Origin of the sequence: Segetibacter sp., from assembly GCF_025963695.1 — a bacterium.
Lineage (GTDB): Bacteria > Bacteroidota > Bacteroidia > Chitinophagales > Chitinophagaceae > Segetibacter.
This window is the reverse complement of record NZ_JAOQAH010000024.1, coordinates 1-16,623: the sequence shown is the minus strand read 5'-3', so window position 1 is coordinate 16,623 and position 16,623 is coordinate 1. Positions and strand designations below refer to the sequence as shown.

Genomic DNA, 16,623 nt, shown 5'->3' with positions numbered 1-16,623 from the left:
ACTATTTATCCACCCGGTTATTCCACAATAAACGCAACAAAATAGTAATTATTTGCAGCAGCAATTAATTTTAGTCTTATGTAAAACGACAATGTGAAATCGAGGAAAGCCTTAAACTCATGAGTTGGAACAACAAACTCGTCGAAAAAAATAATATCTCCTTTTTTTAAGTAAGGAGCAAGTGAAGAAAGCGCGTATAAGGTGGCAGACCATAAATCTGCATCAAGCATAATCACATTTCTACGACTATTGTTTAACTCCACAAGAAAACCGGGCATGGTTTGTTGAAATAGACCTTTGTAGTATTTCCCCCGAAAATCTTTTATCAGAGGCATTTCATTATTGTTACTAAAAGAGCCTTTTTTAAAAGGTCCCCAGTTTTCGGGCAAACCATCAAATGTATCAAAACCATAAAACCTACTATCGGAATGTGTGTTTTGAGACATAAACCAATCAAAAGAATGTCCCGCCGCTACTCCAAATTCAATATAATTTATTGGCCCGGTTAAGCGCTCTTTTTTAATTACCCAATCATACATAGGATACCGTTTATGGTAATTCCATTTACTCCAAAAATCATCGTATTCAATCTCCTTGCTTTCATACGCCCATTTTGAAAAGCGGGATAAATAAACAAGATTTAAAAAAATCCCCTCCAAAGGTTGAAATATGCGATGGAGTTGAAGTTTTATAAAAAATGATTTCGTAAAACGAATTAAGAAAAGCTTCATTTGGCAAAGAAAATAAAATAATCTAGCAGTAACAGCTAAAAAAGTTTTCAATAATGCATATCTCGCTCGAAAATTGCTTAATAGCGAGAAAAAGAGAATGACCCATTAACTTTGACGATAACGAGCCAGTAACAAGCTAAGAAAGAAGAAGTTAAATGGTTTATTTCTTTTATAATACACGTTGCCTTCCATCCATTTCAGCTTTTTTACGCCCATGAATTGTTTCAAGCCGGGCTCTAAACTATAGAAAGGATTGCTCGATTGCCTATACTTTTAAATGGTTTTTTTATGCATGTAGACGATAAGGAATTATTATACCGGTTCAAGGATCCATCACAAAAAGAGAGGGCTTTTTCAGATCTTATTAAAAAGTATCAGGAAAAACTGTACTGGCATATTAGAAGGATGGTCGTAGACCACGACGACACCCACGACATACTACAAAATATGTTTATTAAGGTTTGGAAGTCTCTGGCAAACTTTAGAGAAGATAGCCAATTGTATACGTGGCTTTACAGGATAGCGACCAATGAATGCCTTACCTTCCTCGACCAGCAAAAGCGAAGAAGTGCTGTTAGCTTAAGCGAGGTAGAAAGTGGATTAAGCAATAAAATAAAAGCGGATGAAGGTTTTGATGCAAATAAACTTGAGTGGAAACTGCAATTAGCTATGCAGAACCTTCCGGAAAAACAACGAATAGTGTTTAACTTACGCTATTATGACGAGATGCCCTACGAAGAAATGAGCCGGGTTTTAGAAACAAGCGAAGGTGCGTTAAAAGCAAGTTATCATCATGCCGCAAAAAAAATTGAAGACTTTATTATTAATAACTAGAAAAATTAAAAGCACAATTAAACTTTAGGCGACTTTCTTTCGTCAAAGCAGCGGATATGGACAATAATAATAAGATATTGCAGGAGTTACAGGAGTACTCACCTTTACTACTACAGGTTAAAAACAACAACCCCTACCAAATACCACTTTCCTACTTTAGTGAGTTAAGTGATACTATTTTGGAAAAGATAAAATTGGATACGGATGTAAAACTCTTTTTGTCAAGAGATATGCCGTATTTTATTCCAACTGGTTATTTTGAAAACTTTTCTGACACACTGTTACATAAAGTCACAACACAGGAGTTCAAGAATGAGGTTTTTGATGAGATGGAAAAAATTTCTCCTTTCCTTAATAGAATAAGTAAAAATCCTGTTTACAATACTCCCGTTAATTACTTTGAGGAAAAGAAGTGGGAAAAGCCTTTTTTGGAACAGAAGTCTAAGGTAGTCGCCATTAATCGCTTAAGAAGGATAGTAGGCTTTTTAGCAGCAGCTATCATAATTGCATTATTAGCTGTTGGCATTTTTATGTTTGTAGGTAAAGAGGATACAAATACTAAAGCTCATCACGTTGAGGCTATTTCTGAGGTTGAAAAATTAAGCAAACAGGAAATAGAAGAATTTATAAAGACAGCGTCACCAACTGAAAATATCGCTTCAACTGTTGGAACAGACCGTCAAAAGAATAACGATATTAAAAGAGCGGTAAGTAAAATGTCAGATGAAGAAATACAGGAGTTTTTACAGGAAAATGGAGAAAAAGATAAAATGTAAATTGCAGTTTGATATGAAAAAAAAATTGACTTTATTAATAGTACTTCTTATAAACATTAATTACTTTTGTTTTGCCCAGCCCCCCCAAAGCAGTAAAAAAGCAGATTCCTTACAAGTTGAATATATAACAAAAGAACTCGAACTTACCTCGGACGAATCAGATAAGCTGTGGCCTATATACAATAATTATAAGAATGAAATTAAAAGTATCAAGAAAGAAGACCAGAGCGATCAGTTAGTGTTAGAAGAGAAATTTTTAAATATTAGGAAGAAGTATAAAGATGACTTTAAGGCCGTTTTGGGAACCGATGAAAGAGTAAATAAGCTATTTGTTGCCGAGAAAAACTTTACGGAAATGTTGCGAAAAGAATTAATTAAGCGTAATATTAATCGAGAAGGAACATAAAATAGACTGTTAAAACAATTTTACCTTATTATAAATGAGGTGTTTTTCATAGGTTAGCAACGGCCAGCTCTTTTCAGGGCAGGCCTTTTTTTTACCTTATGAAGTAATTAACTTGTAGCCTTGGCAGAATAAAAAGGCATTTTTACGTCGTGATAAAATAAAAAAGTCCATCCTTCTTCAATTCCCTGCTGCCACCACCTCTGCCTCAACTCCATACTCTTCTTTCCATCATAATCGTATTTTGCAACAAGTCTGCTTTTCATTTGTTGTAATTGCGGTGCTACGTCACCCCCAAAGAAAATTATTTCATCATCTTCCTTAACCCAATAGGCATAATGAAAGGGGCTATGTCCTCCTACCAGCGTGTACGTTATATAATCGTCTATACTTCCATTTTCTTCTAAAAGTATCACCTTATTGTTATTGGATAGGATATCAAATTCTTGAGAAATATAGCTTGGAAAGCCTTTTTCAAAAGCGTAGTCAAGTTCATCTTTAGGAAGATAATAGGTAGCGTTTGGAAAGGCTAAAGAGTAATGCCCCAATGTATCTTTCACGCTTACTCCACCAGCATGATCTTTATGAAGGTGAGTAAGCAATACTTTTGTAACTGCTGCCGGATCTACTCCATTTTCCTCCATATTTTTATAAATCTGCAACTTACCATCAACCGTAAAACCGAGACCAGTGTCAAGCAATAATATGTCTTTTGATGTTATTACAACAAATGGCTGCACTTCTACCAGCAAGCTTCCAGCCGGTATTTTTTGTAAGTCATTGTCATTGTCCGCTGCCCCAAAAGGAATAAACACTTTCGTTTTGTCTATTGTAAAAACCCCTTCACTCAACGGTATAATTTTCATATATTCTAATTCTCGAAAGTGATACTTTTTTAATTACTAACCTCTTCGGCTAGCCTAAATAGCTACTTCTTTTATTGGCGCAAAAATACGCAACGAAAGAATGAAAATAGTAGTAGAAACGGCTTACATTAAACTATACTTTATCGCAGAATCATCTGCCGGTCTGCATCAAGCCTGATGAGAATAAACAATAAAATAGTAAAGGTAAGTAAAGAAGATCCGCCATAGCTGATTAAAGGAAGCGGAATACCAATAACAGGAGCAAGCCCGATAGTCATACAAATATTTATGGTAATATGAAAGAAGAAAACGCTTGCTACACCGTACGCGTATACGCGGCTAAAAATACTTCTTTGCCTTTCGGCAATTATTACAATTCTAAATAGTAATATAGCGTATAAACAGAGAAAAGCAATACTACCCAGAAAACCGAAGCCTTCTCCGACCGTGCAAAAAATAAAGTCTGTACGTTGCTCAGGTACAAAATCATATCTTGTTTGAGTTCCTTTTAAGTAACCTTTACCCGTCCAACCTCCTGAACCTATGGCTATTTTAGATTGAATTACATTGTATTCACTTTGATTTTGTGTTCTTCCTCTTGTTTTGGCTTTCACTCGTTCAAGTTCAGCGCGTTCTTCGGGGTCTTGAGGAATGTAAGGCTTACCAACAAGACTATAAATTCTGTCTCTTTGATAAGGTTTCATTACATTATTAATAAGATATGGGATAGCAACAGATGATATTACGCTCGCAAACGCCCATACTACTATTATAATCCAGAGCAAGGCCCGGTTTCGTTTAAACAGACCACGGCAAAAGAATATTGTTAAAACAGCTAAAACAGCATAAGCAATAAAAAGAGTATTAGGAGCAACAATTAATGAAAGAATTAATATAACTGCAAGGGAAGCACCTGTAATTAATATAAAAGGAGGCAGTCCTTCGCGATACATGGCAAGGAAAAAAGAGAAATAAACCAACGCTAGTCCTGTTTCATTTTGTGCAACGGTAATTATTGCCGGTAATAAAGATATTGCTGCGCCAATAACCTGCGATTTAGTCCGACTAAAGTCAGTTTCCTGCCGACTTATATATTTTGCTAAAGCTAGGCAGGTGAAAACTTTGCACAGCTCCGAAGGTTGCAATCGAAACCCGCCAAGTACAAGCCACGATTTTGAACCTTTAACCTCTGAGCCTATAACAAGAGCAGCCAGGCAAAGTACAATCCCTACTCCATACAGAAGATTCGCAGTTGCGGTAAAAAATTTACTATCGGTAAGTAATATAAAAACAGCAAGTACCGAACATATTCCCGCCCATAACGCCTGCTTACCGTAATCTTTTGACTGGCTTAGGACTGGTTGAAAGATGCTTTCTCCTTCTTTATACTCATTCGCAAAAATCATCAGCAAGCCGATAATGACAAGGGTTCCATATAAAATAATCATGCTCCAGTCTACCCCCTTCGAAATTGTATTATTATTTGTCATTCTGAAGGGTATCTAAAATATTCTTTTTTTCATTGGGTAAAAGCATCGCTGGTTTTTCTAAGATCAGGTCTCCTGTATCCTTTCTATTTGGTTCAGCTTCAGGATCGAAAGTAGTTTTCTTGGCCACTACCACAGGTTGTTCTATAACAGTATCTATACTTACTTCTTTTAAACCAGCCTTAGCTTGCCTGATAGAGTCCTTTTGATAATACCAATGCTTGATAGCCGCTGGAATCAAATCAGCCTTTGATACCCTTTCCAACGTAGCCATACTTTCAGAAGAAATAGTGTCGTTTAAATATTTCTCCATTAACAGCGTTGCAATAGGGCCCGCCCAGGTGGCACCGTACCCTGCGTTTTCGACTACTACGGCCACAGCTATTTGTGGTTTTTTGCGAGGGGCAAAACTGGTGAATATTGAGTGGTTTTTGCCATGAGGGTTTTGTGCTGTTCCCGTTTTTGCACAATACTGGACTCCGGGGATTCTAAGAAAATTTGCTGTACCATACACCGTTACATCATACATACCGTCTACCACTGCCTGGTAAGCAGAGTCAGATATATTTGTAACCTTATGTTTAGTTCTGTACTTGCTCATAAAAGCTGTGTCATCGATGGATTCGTCCTGTATGCTATCTACAAGATGAGGAGTATAATAATACCCCCGATTAGCTATAATACTTGTTACGTTAGCCATTTGCAGCGGAGTGGCGGTCATACGGTCCTGACCGATGCCAAGCGTTAAAACATTGCAACTGTTCCAGCGGCGGTTGCCACCAAAGTCTTTATTATAACGACTGGTATCCGGTATTGAGGCTTTGTCTTCGCTTGGAAGATCTACACCCAACCTTACCCCCATTCCAAAGGAGTTCATATACTCTTTCCATTTAAGATAACCACTTGTGGTATTTGCAAAAGCAGGATTATCAAGAGCCATGCGGAAAATCTGGACAAAATAAGAGTTGCAGGAGTTGGCGAGGGCGATTCTGAGATTAGCGGCATGACCTGCACCAAAATGGGTACAGGCTGGCTTTCCTATTCCACAACCATAGTACCGGCCGGGGCAAGAGTAACCATATGAAGGGGTGATAAGCCCCTGATCAAGCGCAACCAATGCACCCAAAGGTTTAAAGGTGGAACCTGGAGGGTATTGTCCTTTAATGGCCCGATTGTATAAAGGCCGTGCAGTATCCAGCGCCATCCTACCCCAATTTTTTCTAAAGGCAGCACCTGCCAAATCATTAGGATCATAACTTGGACCAGATGTCATAGCCAATATTCCTCCGGTCTTTGGGTTAATTGCTACCAGTCCGCCAATCTTGTTTTTCATCAATTTCTCGGCTAACTGTTGCAATTCAATATCTATACTGGTATATAAGTTTCTTCCTGCTTCTGGCAATGTATCAAAAGCGCCCTTATCATAACTCCCCTGTATTCGGTTTCTATTGTCTTTAATAAGAAAATTAATACCTCTTTGACCCATTAAAACCTTTTCGTACGTTTTCTCTAAACCACTACGTCCAACCAAATCACCCATCTGGTAGAAATAGCCCGACTTTCTAATAATTGCAGTATCCACTTCTCCAACATACCCCAAAATATGGGCTGCAGCTTTGTAAGGGTAAGTGCGCACGGGTCTTTCCGAAAGGTCAAAACCCGAAAACTTGTACATGTTTTCATCTAACTGTGCCTGTAACTGCGGAGTTATAAAAGGTTCGAAAATACTTGGCCGGTATTTTCCGTTTTTAATAATAGAGGTAACTATGCGTTTGTTGAATTCAGCAGTATCAATTTGCAGCAGACTACAAAGTGCAAAGGTGTCAATTCCTTTTACTTGCGAAGGCGTAACTACTAAATCGAAACGAGCGATGTTATCGAGAATAGCTTTCCCTTTACGATCGAAGATTATACCACGGCTTGGGTAAGCAATCTTCTTTGCAACGGCATTATCGTCTGCCAGCTTTTTATATTTGCCCGATGTAATCTGTAGGTTGAATAACTGCCCTACAATAACAAGAAAAACAACAAGAAAAATTAATTGGATTACCCTTTTACGGGATTGGTTAAATACCGGCATATTGCCTTTTCTATTTTACAAACTATTAATGCTTACCAGTGCAAATTTGCAGTATGTTTTGCAGAATTTCTATTATTAAATGGAATAGACTTTAGATCGGTTGGAGAACTATTACCAGCTAACTTTTTAAAATCAGGTACTGTTGCCTTCCCAAAATGCTATTAGTGAAACTTACCATAGATATATGAGAAGTATTCAAATTGTTACAGCTGTTGCTTATTGAGAATGTAGTAAATAATTTGTTTACCGGGCATAAGAACTATGGTTAATTTTTGTTGCGTCGCACTCTTGTACTTTTTCGTATGATGCAGCAATTTCAAATTTGTCACCTCCTACTACAAGCCCCCACCCAATGATTATTTACAGACGATCAAAGAAACTACAGTACAAGTGAGTGACACAACAATGACCATTTAAGCACAAAAGCTTGCAAACAAAGAATTCTTTTAATTCTCCTGTTTCGTGAGCATATCTTTTTTAAAACGCTCCCAAAACCCATCAAAAGGTTCATCGTGATCTTCGCTCCATTTGGCTAACTGAGATTTCATTTTCTCATTCCGTCCCGCCTTGCTTGAAGCAAAAAATTGCTCAATAAACGTAGTGTCATTTTCCTGTGCCAGGCGGTTATACAACTCTTTTAACTGTTTTTCTTTTAGCTGGTTTGCTTCGGCAATTTCTTTTTCCATATCCTCTGTCAATTTCACCTTTTCGTCGTATGTTCCGGCAGGTAAAAGGGTTTTGGCTAAAACAGGCATTAATTCAATTAACATTAGAATTACTACAATCAAAATATATCGCCACTGCAGCGCTCCGTTTTTCTTTACAAGGTTATTTAGTGCTTCGATCCTTGTAAGAAATCCGTTATTTAGTAACCCTCCAAAAACATCATTTTCTTTTTTAATTTGGCTATTGATAGACGTAAGATTGCTATCTATAGAACGTATGAGGGGTTGAAGAGAAGAACTAACCTGGTTGTACTGACTGTCTAGCTTTTCGTATTCGGCTTTCTTTGCACGAGCAATATTTTGAATTCCGACCTTGCCTGTGCCTCCTGTTCCATCTATTTCTGCTAAAAATTCCTGGCGCGCCATTGATACCTCGTTGTATTTGCCGGTCAACCGGCTTTGCAACTGTGCCCTTTCTGTATTCAAAATATTTTTCTGAGGATTAAAAAGAGAATCAAGTTCTTGTTGTTTCGCCCGCTTTCTTAATTCGTTATCAAGCGATGCCTGAAGCTTAATTTCTTTATCAAACATAAAAAGGATAGCTGGCTGGGCCATGAAAGTTCCAAGAGTAATTGCCAAAATACTTCGAAGCAATAAAGGGGCAATTTTATTTTTATTAAACTTATTCATGCCTTTTATCAGCGCCCGGTCAATGGTAAGTATAATAAAACCCATAAACAGCCCAAGCAAAACGGACAGAATAACATTAGTTGTAATAGTCCACCAGAAATAGGTCCATGCAAGGGTAGCAAAACTCCATGTCGCTAAAACAGTGGTACCGATAATTTTATACCGGTTTCTGTCTACTACACATTGTATCAGCAATTCTTTTTCTGCTGTGCTCAACCACCATAAAAAAGCATCCCATTTGGTCGGGTTATACTGCTCCCTTTGAGAAATAGATGAAATAGCTTTATTCATCAAAATAAGTTAAAAAGTAAATAATAACTACAGGTGGTTGAAGAGGGGAAGTACTAAAATACTACGGTAAAATAAAAACATTGCCGCTTACAAAAAGTTTTTAGAAAAGCTTTTATCTATACTTTAACTACAATTTTTTCCCTAACAATACTGCGTCGATAGAGAGAACAAGGGTCTTCGTTTCCTGTAACTACTGCTTCAAAATTCTATCTAAAGTGCAAATCATTACCTTTGCCGCCTAATTTTTACTTTGATATGAAGACTGATAAAAATACGGTCATTGGTTTTGTGTTGATAGGAATTCTTTTTCTCGGATATTTTTGGTTTTCAAGCCGCCAACAACAAGCTATTCTTTTAGATAAACGACGGACAGAAGATTCAATTGCGCGTGTACGGGCAGTAACGGCTCCTAAAATAGATCCCGCCGTGGCTGCCTTAGATTCTTTAAAAAGAGACTCTACTAATAAATTGGCGGTAGCTGGAAATTTTCAGAGTGCGGCGAATGGAACTGAACAACTTACACCAGTTGATAATGGACTTATAAAAATCACCTTTACTAACAAGGGAGCGCAACCTAAAAGCATTGAACTTAAAAGGTTTAAATCGTTTGACAGCTCTAATGCAGTAATGGGCGGTTCTCAATTTGATAATATTGCTTATACCATTAATACCTCTCCAAATCAGTCTGCTCCAACAAGCAGCCTCTTTTTTAATTCCCCGGCTGTAACTAAGGACGCAGATGGAAGACAAGTGATTAGCTATTCACTTACTTCTGTTGACGGTCAAAGCATTACTCATCAATATATCGTTAAGCCTAACGATTACATGGTAGATTGGAATATCATCATTAACGGCGCAAATACCCTATTGACCGGAAACACCTTAAATTTCAATTGGCAGGTGCAAGCGAACAAGAAGCAAACCGATATTATTTACGAGAGAAGACAATCGAGACTTTGCTATGTTGAAGATGGAAGTTATGATTTTGAAACTGCAACAACAAGCACAACGGCTACTTTTGAGAAGCCTGTAAACTGGATTTCTGTAAAACAACAGTTCTTCAATTCGGCGCTTATTGCAAAGAATAATTTTAATGGAGGCGACTTCAACATTACTGTTCCTGAAGACAACGACACCAGTAAAATAGTTGGGAAAGCGGTAGCAAATATGAAGATACAGCTACCTTCCGCAGCGTCAGCTACTATACCTATGGCGCTCTACTACGGCCCGAACGAATTTAACATTCTCAAGAAATACAATATTAAAATGGAAAGCATCGTGGACCTTGGTTCGGGCATGTTCTCCTTTGTGAAGTACATAAACAGGTATATTATAATTCCGGTATTCAATTTCTTTGCAAGTTTTATTAGTAGTTATGGATGGGTAATTGCCCTACTTACAATTTTTATCAGGCTTGTTACATCGCCACTAACCTATACAAGTTATTTAAGTGGTGCCAAAATGAAGGTGTTGCGGCCAGAGCTAGACACTTTGAAAAAGAAATTGGGAGACGATCAGCAAGCTTTTGCAATGCAGCAAATGAAATTGTTTCGGGAGGCGGGCGTTAACCCTTTGGGGGGCTGTATTCCTGCTGTCTTACAAATTCCCATCTTTTTTGCGTTGTATAGCTTTTTCAACTCAGAAATCGCGTTAAGAGGGGAAAGTTTTTTATGGGCAAAAGATCTCTCGTCGTATGATGTAGTTGCAAGGCTACCTTTTTCTATTCCTTTCGGATTTGGTGACCATATCAGTCTTTTCACGATTACCGCAGTTGTGACCAGCTTCCTTATTTCTATTTATAATATGAGCATGACCCCCGACCAGGGAAACCCGGTAATGAAGTATATGCCATACTTCTTTCCCTTCATACTACTGTTTATATTTAACCAATTACCATCGGCGTTAACCTGGTATTATACTGTTTCAAACCTTATCACCCTTATTCTTCAGTTTGTCATTCAAAATTATATTATAGATCACGACAAAATTTTGGCAAAAATGGAAGAAACGAGGAAAAAGCCCAAAACGAAATCGAAATGGCAGGAGCGATACTCGCAGATGATGGAATCGCAACAGAAGGTTCAGGATCTTAAACAAAAAACCAACAACAATAAAAAGTAACAGGTATAATGACATCAAAAAGCCGAAGTAATTGCTTCGGCTTTTTGATGTCATTACCATAGTATATTTGTTTCTACACATAAATAAAGATGAAAATAATAGTAACAATATTGTCCTTAGCTTTTCTTGTTAGTGCTAAATCTTTTGCGCAGGAAACAAAAATCATCTCCGACTGCACCGTAAATTTTGATGTAACAGTACAAGACGCGAAAGTTGCCGCTTCGGCTTTAAAAACCATGTCGGGTACGACAAAAATTGTTTATATAAAGGGGGCACGAAGCAGGAGCGATCTTGAAACGCCCAACTTTAAACAAACAATGATTTATGACTCAAAAAATGACAGCACCATTATTTTAAGGGAATTGGGAAATACAAAATACATCTCCTACCTGGATGGTAACAAAAGAAAAGAAAAGAATAAGAAATACGAGGGAATAAAATTCACAAAAACAAACGAAAAGAAAACCATACTAGGCTACGATTGCAGCAAAGTAATAGCAACTTTAGCAGACGGTTCAGCTTATGATGTTTATTATACATCTGCAATTGTTCCTTCAACTACCGAATACGAATATCAGTTTAGAGATCTGCCCGGCTTTGTTTTGGAATACGAGGCTGAGTTTGAACAAGGAAAGACTAAAGTTACTTTTACAGCATCAAAAATATCTTTAGTGCCAGTTCCAGTTGCTAAATTTGATGTACCGAAAAGCGGGTACAGAGTACTGTAACTTAAAAATTAAAACTGGAATGTAATTAACGAAAAGCGGGAGGAGTAGGAGACTTAAACCTGGGAACGGTTACTTTATGCGTATATGGATATATGTAAGTAGTATTACCTTTTTCAAAACGCATCATAGAATTATAGGTTATATCGCCGTTTAATTCCTTCTTTTGGCTTAGCAATTGCAGCCCTCTATATTCAAAACCCGCCCTTAAAGAAAACGGAGAGAGAGGTTTATAGAAATTTCTATTAAAGTTCTTTAATGAATAGATGTTTTTAGTTCTTTTATTGGTTGAACCGGTAAAAGAACCCATAGCAATATGAGTAGCACCTACCAGAAGCAGGGCAATTGTTATTTTTTTAAGTTGTATGTTATATAGATTTTTCATTTACTGTACAAATTTACTAGTATTATTCATTATTTAACAACTTTTTGTTCTTTTTATTATAGACAGTGAAGAATAAAAAAAGTTAAAAAGAAATTTGTTTTTTTTAAAGGGTGGCTTAACTTTCAAATATAAGAGACGAAAATGGCAGGAAATTCATACAGAGAAGACAAAGAAGAAATGCGGGAATTGCTAAAGCAGTTTGAAAATTTGAGGACAGGACGACAACACTCATTTTTAGAAGAAGAGTCATTTGAACGAATCATTGACTATTTTGATGAAAAGGACGAACTGTTGAAGGCTATGGAAGCGGCAGACCTTGGAATTGAGCAATTCCCTTTTTCATCCGTTTTAATGATTAAGAAAGCTGATCTATTGCTTGCTGGAAGAAAGTACTGGGATGCACTTGAAATTCTTGAGAAAGCAGAACTTTATGACAGTAACGACATCAATCTTTTTATCTTAAAGACCGATGCATATTTAGCACTTGACCAGCAAAATAAAGCAGTCGAACTTTTAGAAGCAGCGTTATTACAATTTGAAGGCGAAGAAAGAATTGAATTACTTTTTGAACTAGCCGATGTATACGATGATTACGAAGAATTTGATAAAGTATTTGACTGCTTGAAACTAATACTAGAAGAAGATCCGACGAATGAAGAAGCGCTTTATAAAATTTGCTTCTGGACGGATTTTACCGGAAGAAACGAAGAAAGTATTACACTCCACCTTCAGATTATAGAAGATTTTCCTTACAGCGAATTAGCGTGGTTTAACCTGGGAGCGGCATACCAGGGTTTAAAGTTGTACGAAAAAGCTATTGATGCTTACCTATATGCCGTAACTATTGACGAAAAGTTTGACTACGCATATCGTAACATGGGTGATGCCTATTTACGCTTGAGGAAATTTAAGGAGGCGATCGAAGTGCTGGAAAAGGTTTTAGAGCTAAGCCGTCCCGAGGATGTGATTTACGAGGCAATAGGTCACTGTTATCACAAACTTGGAAATTTTGCTCAGGCGAGGTTCAACTACAGGAAAGCTTCACATTTAAACCCCGAGGATAGTAAGTTATACTATAAAATGGCTCTCACTTATATCAACGAGGAACAGTGGGAAAGTGCAGTGAAACAACTGGACAGTGCCATGAGAATTCATCGTAGCCTTCCCGAATACAACCTGGCGATGGGGGAATGTAAAATGCAACTGAGACTCTTTAAGGAGGCTATTCAGTTTTTTGGAAATGTGGTAAGAACCCGGCCAAAAAGCATTGCAGGATGGGAGGCTTTAATAAGATGCCTGTTTAAAGCAGAGTTTTTTGGAGAGGCGATCGAACAGTGTCTTGCTGCCATTAAAATAACGGAGGGTAAATCTTTGTTTATATTTTATCACAGTGCTTGCCTGTTTGCTATGAAAAGATCTAAAGAAGCACTTCTACAGCTTGAGAAGGCAATAACCAAATCTCCAAGACAAGTTAAAAAGTTTATAGACCTTTACCCCGCTGTTTTACAAAATCAGCAGGTTGTGGATTTAATTGCCAGGTATAAAAAAAGTAAGAGTCAATAGCAAAGATGGAATATCAACCAGGCGATGAACCGGATGTAAGTATAGAAACGCCTGGTAAACTAAACTTGAAGATCAACATTGCTTTGCAGATAAAGTGATTGCGACACAAGGATGATGCTATGAAAATAACGGCCGGTATCATTAATAGCACCCCTACAACTTCAAATTGAAAATTCAGATCCATTACCTACTTTTGCGGCTCTTAAATTAAAAGGTTTAAAAGGAATTTGAATTAAATATTTTTTATGGCAAATACATCAGACATCAGCCGCGGGATGATTTTGAAACTCGATGGCAGTCTTTATACTGTAGTTGAATTTGGGCAGAACAAAACAGCTCGGGCTGCTGCTAAGTTTTGGGCTAAGCTGAAAGGATTAGACAACAATCGCAGCATTGAACATACGTGGAATAGCGGTGACACTGTTTACCCTGTGAGAGTTGAAAAGAAGCCGTACCAATTTCTGTATAAAGATGAAAGTGGCTACAACTTTATGGATAACGAGACTTTTGAGCAACTTTCGTTGGCGGAAAGCATGATCAGCGCTCCGCAGTTTTTAAGGGACGGGCAAGAAGTTTCGGTACTGATTAATACTGAAACCGATCAGCCAATGAACGTTGAGCTTCCTGATAAAATTGTGATGAAGGTTACGTATAGCGCACCAGGGCTAAAAGGTGATACTGCTACACGAACATTGAAACCTGCAACTGTAGAAAGTGGTGCAACTGTAATGGTTCCTCTATTTGTGGATGAAGGCGAACTTATTCGTATTAATACACTGACCGGTGAGTACGTTGAAAGAGTAAAATAACAATTAATTCTTTTTTATAAAAAAGCAGCCACAAGGTTGCTTTTTTTATTTCACGCAACATTGAACTTCTTCAATTTTTAGGCGGAGTCATCATTCGATTTAGACATGTATTAACTTCGGTTTTATGAAGGCGCTTATTTATAAATCAACGGGAAGTTGGTACGTGACAAAGACTGAGGACGGAAAGATTTTTAACGCCCGGATAAAAGGTGTTTTAAAAATTAGCGGACTGACCTCTACAAACCCAATAGCGGTAGGCGATGTGGTAGAGATGGACCTGGAAAATGAATTAGAGAGTACTTCTACAATCACTTCCATACATGACAGAAGAAATTACATCGCCAGGGTTTCGCCCCACAACAAAAACCAGCATCATATAGTAGCCTCAAATCTCGACCAAAGTTTTTTATTTGCTACCATTAAAGACCCAAGAACATCGCAAGGTTTCATTGATCGCTTTTTAGTCTCGTGTGAGGCTTTTCATGTTCCTGCCGTTATTGTTTTTAATAAGGCAGACGTTTATAAGCAGAAAGAGATGGATAAGTTTAATGAGTTAAAAGCCATGTACGAAGCAATCGGTTATGTGGTAATACTAGCAAGTGTGGTAAACAACATGGGGGTAGACGAAGTAAAAGAGCGGTTAAAAGATAAAACAACTTTACTCAGTGGCCACAGCGGGGTAGGTAAATCTTCACTTATAAATGCAATTTTTCCTGAGCTAAATCTCCGCACCAAGGAGGTAAGCGAATGGAGCGGCAAGGGAATGCATACCACCACTTTTGCCGAAATGTTTGACCTTCCGCTGAGGGGTAAAGTAATAGATACGCCCGGCATACGCGAACTGGGACTGGTACATATGACAAAGCAGGAGCTCTCCCATTACTTTCCTGAGATGAGAACCCGGCTAAACGATTGCCAGTTCAACAATTGTATGCATACAAATGAACCGGGATGTGCTATAAAAGAGGCTGTAAACACAGGTAAAATTCATGTAGATCGTTATGTTAGTTACATGACGATTTTGGATACAATGGATGGTAAAGCGTACTAGTAAAACTTTTCTTGTAACGACGAGGCAAGTTCTGTCACAACGTCGTTATCCCGTATGTTGCTATTGCAAATAGACACTCCATTGTAAATGTTGTAATGCAGGTTAAGGTGGTGGCCCTTGTATTTGAAGTACCAGTCAATCGTATCGCTGTTCTCTTCTTTAGCTATTAATTTTATTTTATGCTCGCTCACTAACATGTTCGCAATGCTAAAAAATTTTTTCATTCCACAGTTATCATCAATAACTGCTTCTATTCTGCCTGTGGCAGAGGTGAGGTGGTAGCTCATATAAATATTGGATATTAGACTTTCTGCCAGGGGTTTAAGATTTAAACTTACCTGCTTTTTTCAACTGTTTCATTGCTTGGGGGTCACCGCTTGCTATTTTCTCTGCACCCACGTTGCTTCCGGTGCTCGGACAACCTTTGCCTGCAGCGCAAGACATAAAAGCTCCACACATTGAAATCAAAATAACGGCAAGAACAATTTTCATGTTTTAATTTTTTGGTTACCAGCATTAGTTCTTTTCTGTACATCGTTGCGTCGCACCCTTCAACAAATTGTATTTCTCTTCATCGTTTAAATTCAAGAATATCAATGAACACTTCCAATTTGAGCAGCTAAAAGGTAAAACACTTTTTGCAGACGGAAAAGAACAAACAGTAATGTATAACGCAGTGCTGCTAAATATTATTTTCCTTTACCGCATTATAATTTTCAAACCACGAAGCATACTTCGTATAGTTATTAGCGATGCGGTCAATTTCACCGCTGATTTTGTCTGGCGAAATGTCTTTTACTTTTTTAGCGGGTACCCCCGCGTAAATGCTTCCCGCTTCTACAATGGTACCTTCCAGCACGACTGCTCCTGCCGCGATAATGGAGTTGCTGTTGACCACACACCTGTCCATTACAATCGCTCCCATTCCAATCAATACATCGTCATGAACAGTGCAACCATGCACAATAGCGTTATGGCCAATAGATACATTATTGCCAATATTGGTCGGGTTCTTTTGATAAGTACAATGTATAACTGCGCCATCCTGAACATTGACCTTGTTGCCCATTTTTATATAGTTCACATCGCCTCTAAGCACAGCATTAAACCATACGCTGCACTCATCGCCCATAACAACATCGCCGA

The 16,623-nt window shown here is 37.9% G+C and carries 17 protein-coding genes; 8 read left to right on the top strand and 9 right to left on the bottom strand.

All coding sequences use genetic code 11. The features are described from left to right. Nucleotides 1-17: 17 nt before the first annotated feature. Nucleotides 18-731, bottom strand: a complete 714-nt coding sequence (locus tag JWR87_RS02855) for a class I SAM-dependent methyltransferase (protein WP_297815352.1) — start codon at nt 729-731, stop codon at nt 18-20. Nucleotides 732-1,019: 288 nt separating this feature from the next. Here JWR87_RS02855 and JWR87_RS02850 point away from each other — a divergent pair, with 288 nt between their 5' ends. The 3 genes from JWR87_RS02850 to JWR87_RS02840 are packed head-to-tail and all read left to right on the top strand — an operon-like array spanning nt 1,020 to nt 2,747. Continuing rightward, nucleotides 1,020-1,565: a sigma-70 family RNA polymerase sigma factor gene (locus tag JWR87_RS02850; RefSeq protein ID WP_297815350.1), complete on the top strand. Its 546-nt coding sequence runs from the start codon at nt 1,020-1,022 to the stop codon at nt 1,563-1,565. Between the two features lie 56 nt (nt 1,566-1,621). Further along, a complete protein-coding gene (locus JWR87_RS02845; protein WP_297815347.1) occupies nt 1,622-2,341 on the top strand; it encodes a hypothetical protein in 720 nt (239 codons plus the stop codon). A 13-nt stretch (nt 2,342-2,354) separates the two neighbouring features. Beyond that, on the top strand, nt 2,355-2,747 hold the full coding sequence (locus JWR87_RS02840) for a hypothetical protein (protein ID WP_297815345.1): 393 nt from the start codon (nt 2,355-2,357) through the stop codon (nt 2,745-2,747). 107 nt (nt 2,748-2,854) lie between these two features. Here the strand turns inward: JWR87_RS02840 and JWR87_RS02835 are convergent, their stop codons facing one another. From JWR87_RS02835 to JWR87_RS02820, 4 genes are all read right to left on the bottom strand, one after another. Further along, nucleotides 2,855-3,610, bottom strand: a complete 756-nt coding sequence (locus JWR87_RS02835; protein WP_297815342.1) for an MBL fold metallo-hydrolase — start codon at nt 3,608-3,610, stop codon at nt 2,855-2,857. A gap of 140 nt (nt 3,611-3,750) precedes the next feature. Continuing rightward, a complete protein-coding gene (gene rodA / locus JWR87_RS02830; protein WP_297815340.1) occupies nt 3,751-5,100 on the bottom strand; it encodes a rod shape-determining protein RodA in 1,350 nt (449 codons plus the stop codon). Beyond that, nucleotides 5,090-7,177, bottom strand: a complete 2,088-nt coding sequence (gene mrdA / locus JWR87_RS02825) for a penicillin-binding protein 2 (protein ID WP_297815337.1) — start codon at nt 7,175-7,177, stop codon at nt 5,090-5,092. Before mrdA ends, rodA begins: the two co-directional genes overlap by 11 nt. Before the next feature lie 446 nt (nt 7,178-7,623). After that, nucleotides 7,624-8,823 carry a DUF4407 domain-containing protein gene (locus JWR87_RS02820; protein WP_297815334.1) on the bottom strand — a complete coding sequence of 400 codons (1,200 nt, stop codon included), beginning with the start codon at nt 8,821-8,823 and terminating at the stop codon, nt 7,624-7,626. A 255-nt stretch (nt 8,824-9,078) separates the two neighbouring features. On the opposite strand from JWR87_RS02820, the gene yidC reads away from it, so the two are divergent. Together yidC and JWR87_RS02810 are read left to right on the top strand one after the other, a co-directional pair. Then, on the top strand, nt 9,079-10,944 hold the full coding sequence (gene yidC, locus JWR87_RS02815) for a membrane protein insertase YidC (RefSeq protein WP_297815332.1): 1,866 nt from the start codon (nt 9,079-9,081) through the stop codon (nt 10,942-10,944). Nucleotides 10,945-11,033: 89 nt separating this feature from the next. After that, nucleotides 11,034-11,672, top strand: a complete 639-nt coding sequence (locus tag JWR87_RS02810; RefSeq protein WP_297815330.1) for a DUF4412 domain-containing protein — start codon at nt 11,034-11,036, stop codon at nt 11,670-11,672. Between the two features lie 25 nt (nt 11,673-11,697). Here JWR87_RS02810 and JWR87_RS02805 read toward each other — a convergent pair whose 3' ends face one another. Then, nucleotides 11,698-12,054 (bottom strand): hypothetical protein, encoded by a 357-nt coding sequence (locus JWR87_RS02805; protein WP_297815327.1) that lies wholly within the window; start codon nt 12,052-12,054, stop codon nt 11,698-11,700. Between the two features lie 141 nt (nt 12,055-12,195). Between JWR87_RS02805 and JWR87_RS02800 the strand changes: the two genes are divergently transcribed. The 3 genes from JWR87_RS02800 to rsgA all read left to right on the top strand — a co-directional run bounded on the left by JWR87_RS02800 (nt 12,196) and on the right by rsgA (nt 15,477). After that, nucleotides 12,196-13,617 (top strand): tetratricopeptide repeat protein, encoded by a 1,422-nt coding sequence (locus JWR87_RS02800; RefSeq protein ID WP_297815325.1) that lies wholly within the window; start codon nt 12,196-12,198, stop codon nt 13,615-13,617. 245 nt (nt 13,618-13,862) lie between these two features. Then, nucleotides 13,863-14,426, top strand: a complete 564-nt coding sequence (gene efp, locus JWR87_RS02795) for an elongation factor P (RefSeq protein WP_297815322.1) — start codon at nt 13,863-13,865, stop codon at nt 14,424-14,426. Between the two features lie 124 nt (nt 14,427-14,550). Continuing rightward, entirely contained in the window at nt 14,551-15,477 is a 927-nt protein-coding gene (rsgA, locus tag JWR87_RS02790) for a ribosome small subunit-dependent GTPase A (RefSeq protein ID WP_297815319.1), read from the top strand. Here rsgA and JWR87_RS02785 read toward each other — a convergent pair. From JWR87_RS02785 to JWR87_RS02775, 3 genes are all read right to left on the bottom strand, one after another. Beyond that, complete coding sequence (locus JWR87_RS02785; protein WP_297815317.1) at nt 15,474-15,764, bottom strand: DUF3630 family protein; 291 nt, start codon at nt 15,762-15,764, stop codon at nt 15,474-15,476. The two genes, rsgA and JWR87_RS02785, sit on opposite strands and share 4 nt — an antisense overlap. Nucleotides 15,765-15,798: 34 nt before the next feature. Then, a complete protein-coding gene (locus JWR87_RS02780) occupies nt 15,799-15,969 on the bottom strand; it encodes a hypothetical protein (RefSeq protein WP_297815315.1) in 171 nt (56 codons plus the stop codon). Between the two features lie 190 nt (nt 15,970-16,159). Next, on the bottom strand, nt 16,160-16,623 hold a 464-nt coding region (locus tag JWR87_RS02775; RefSeq protein WP_297815312.1), incomplete at its 5' end, for a gamma carbonic anhydrase family protein.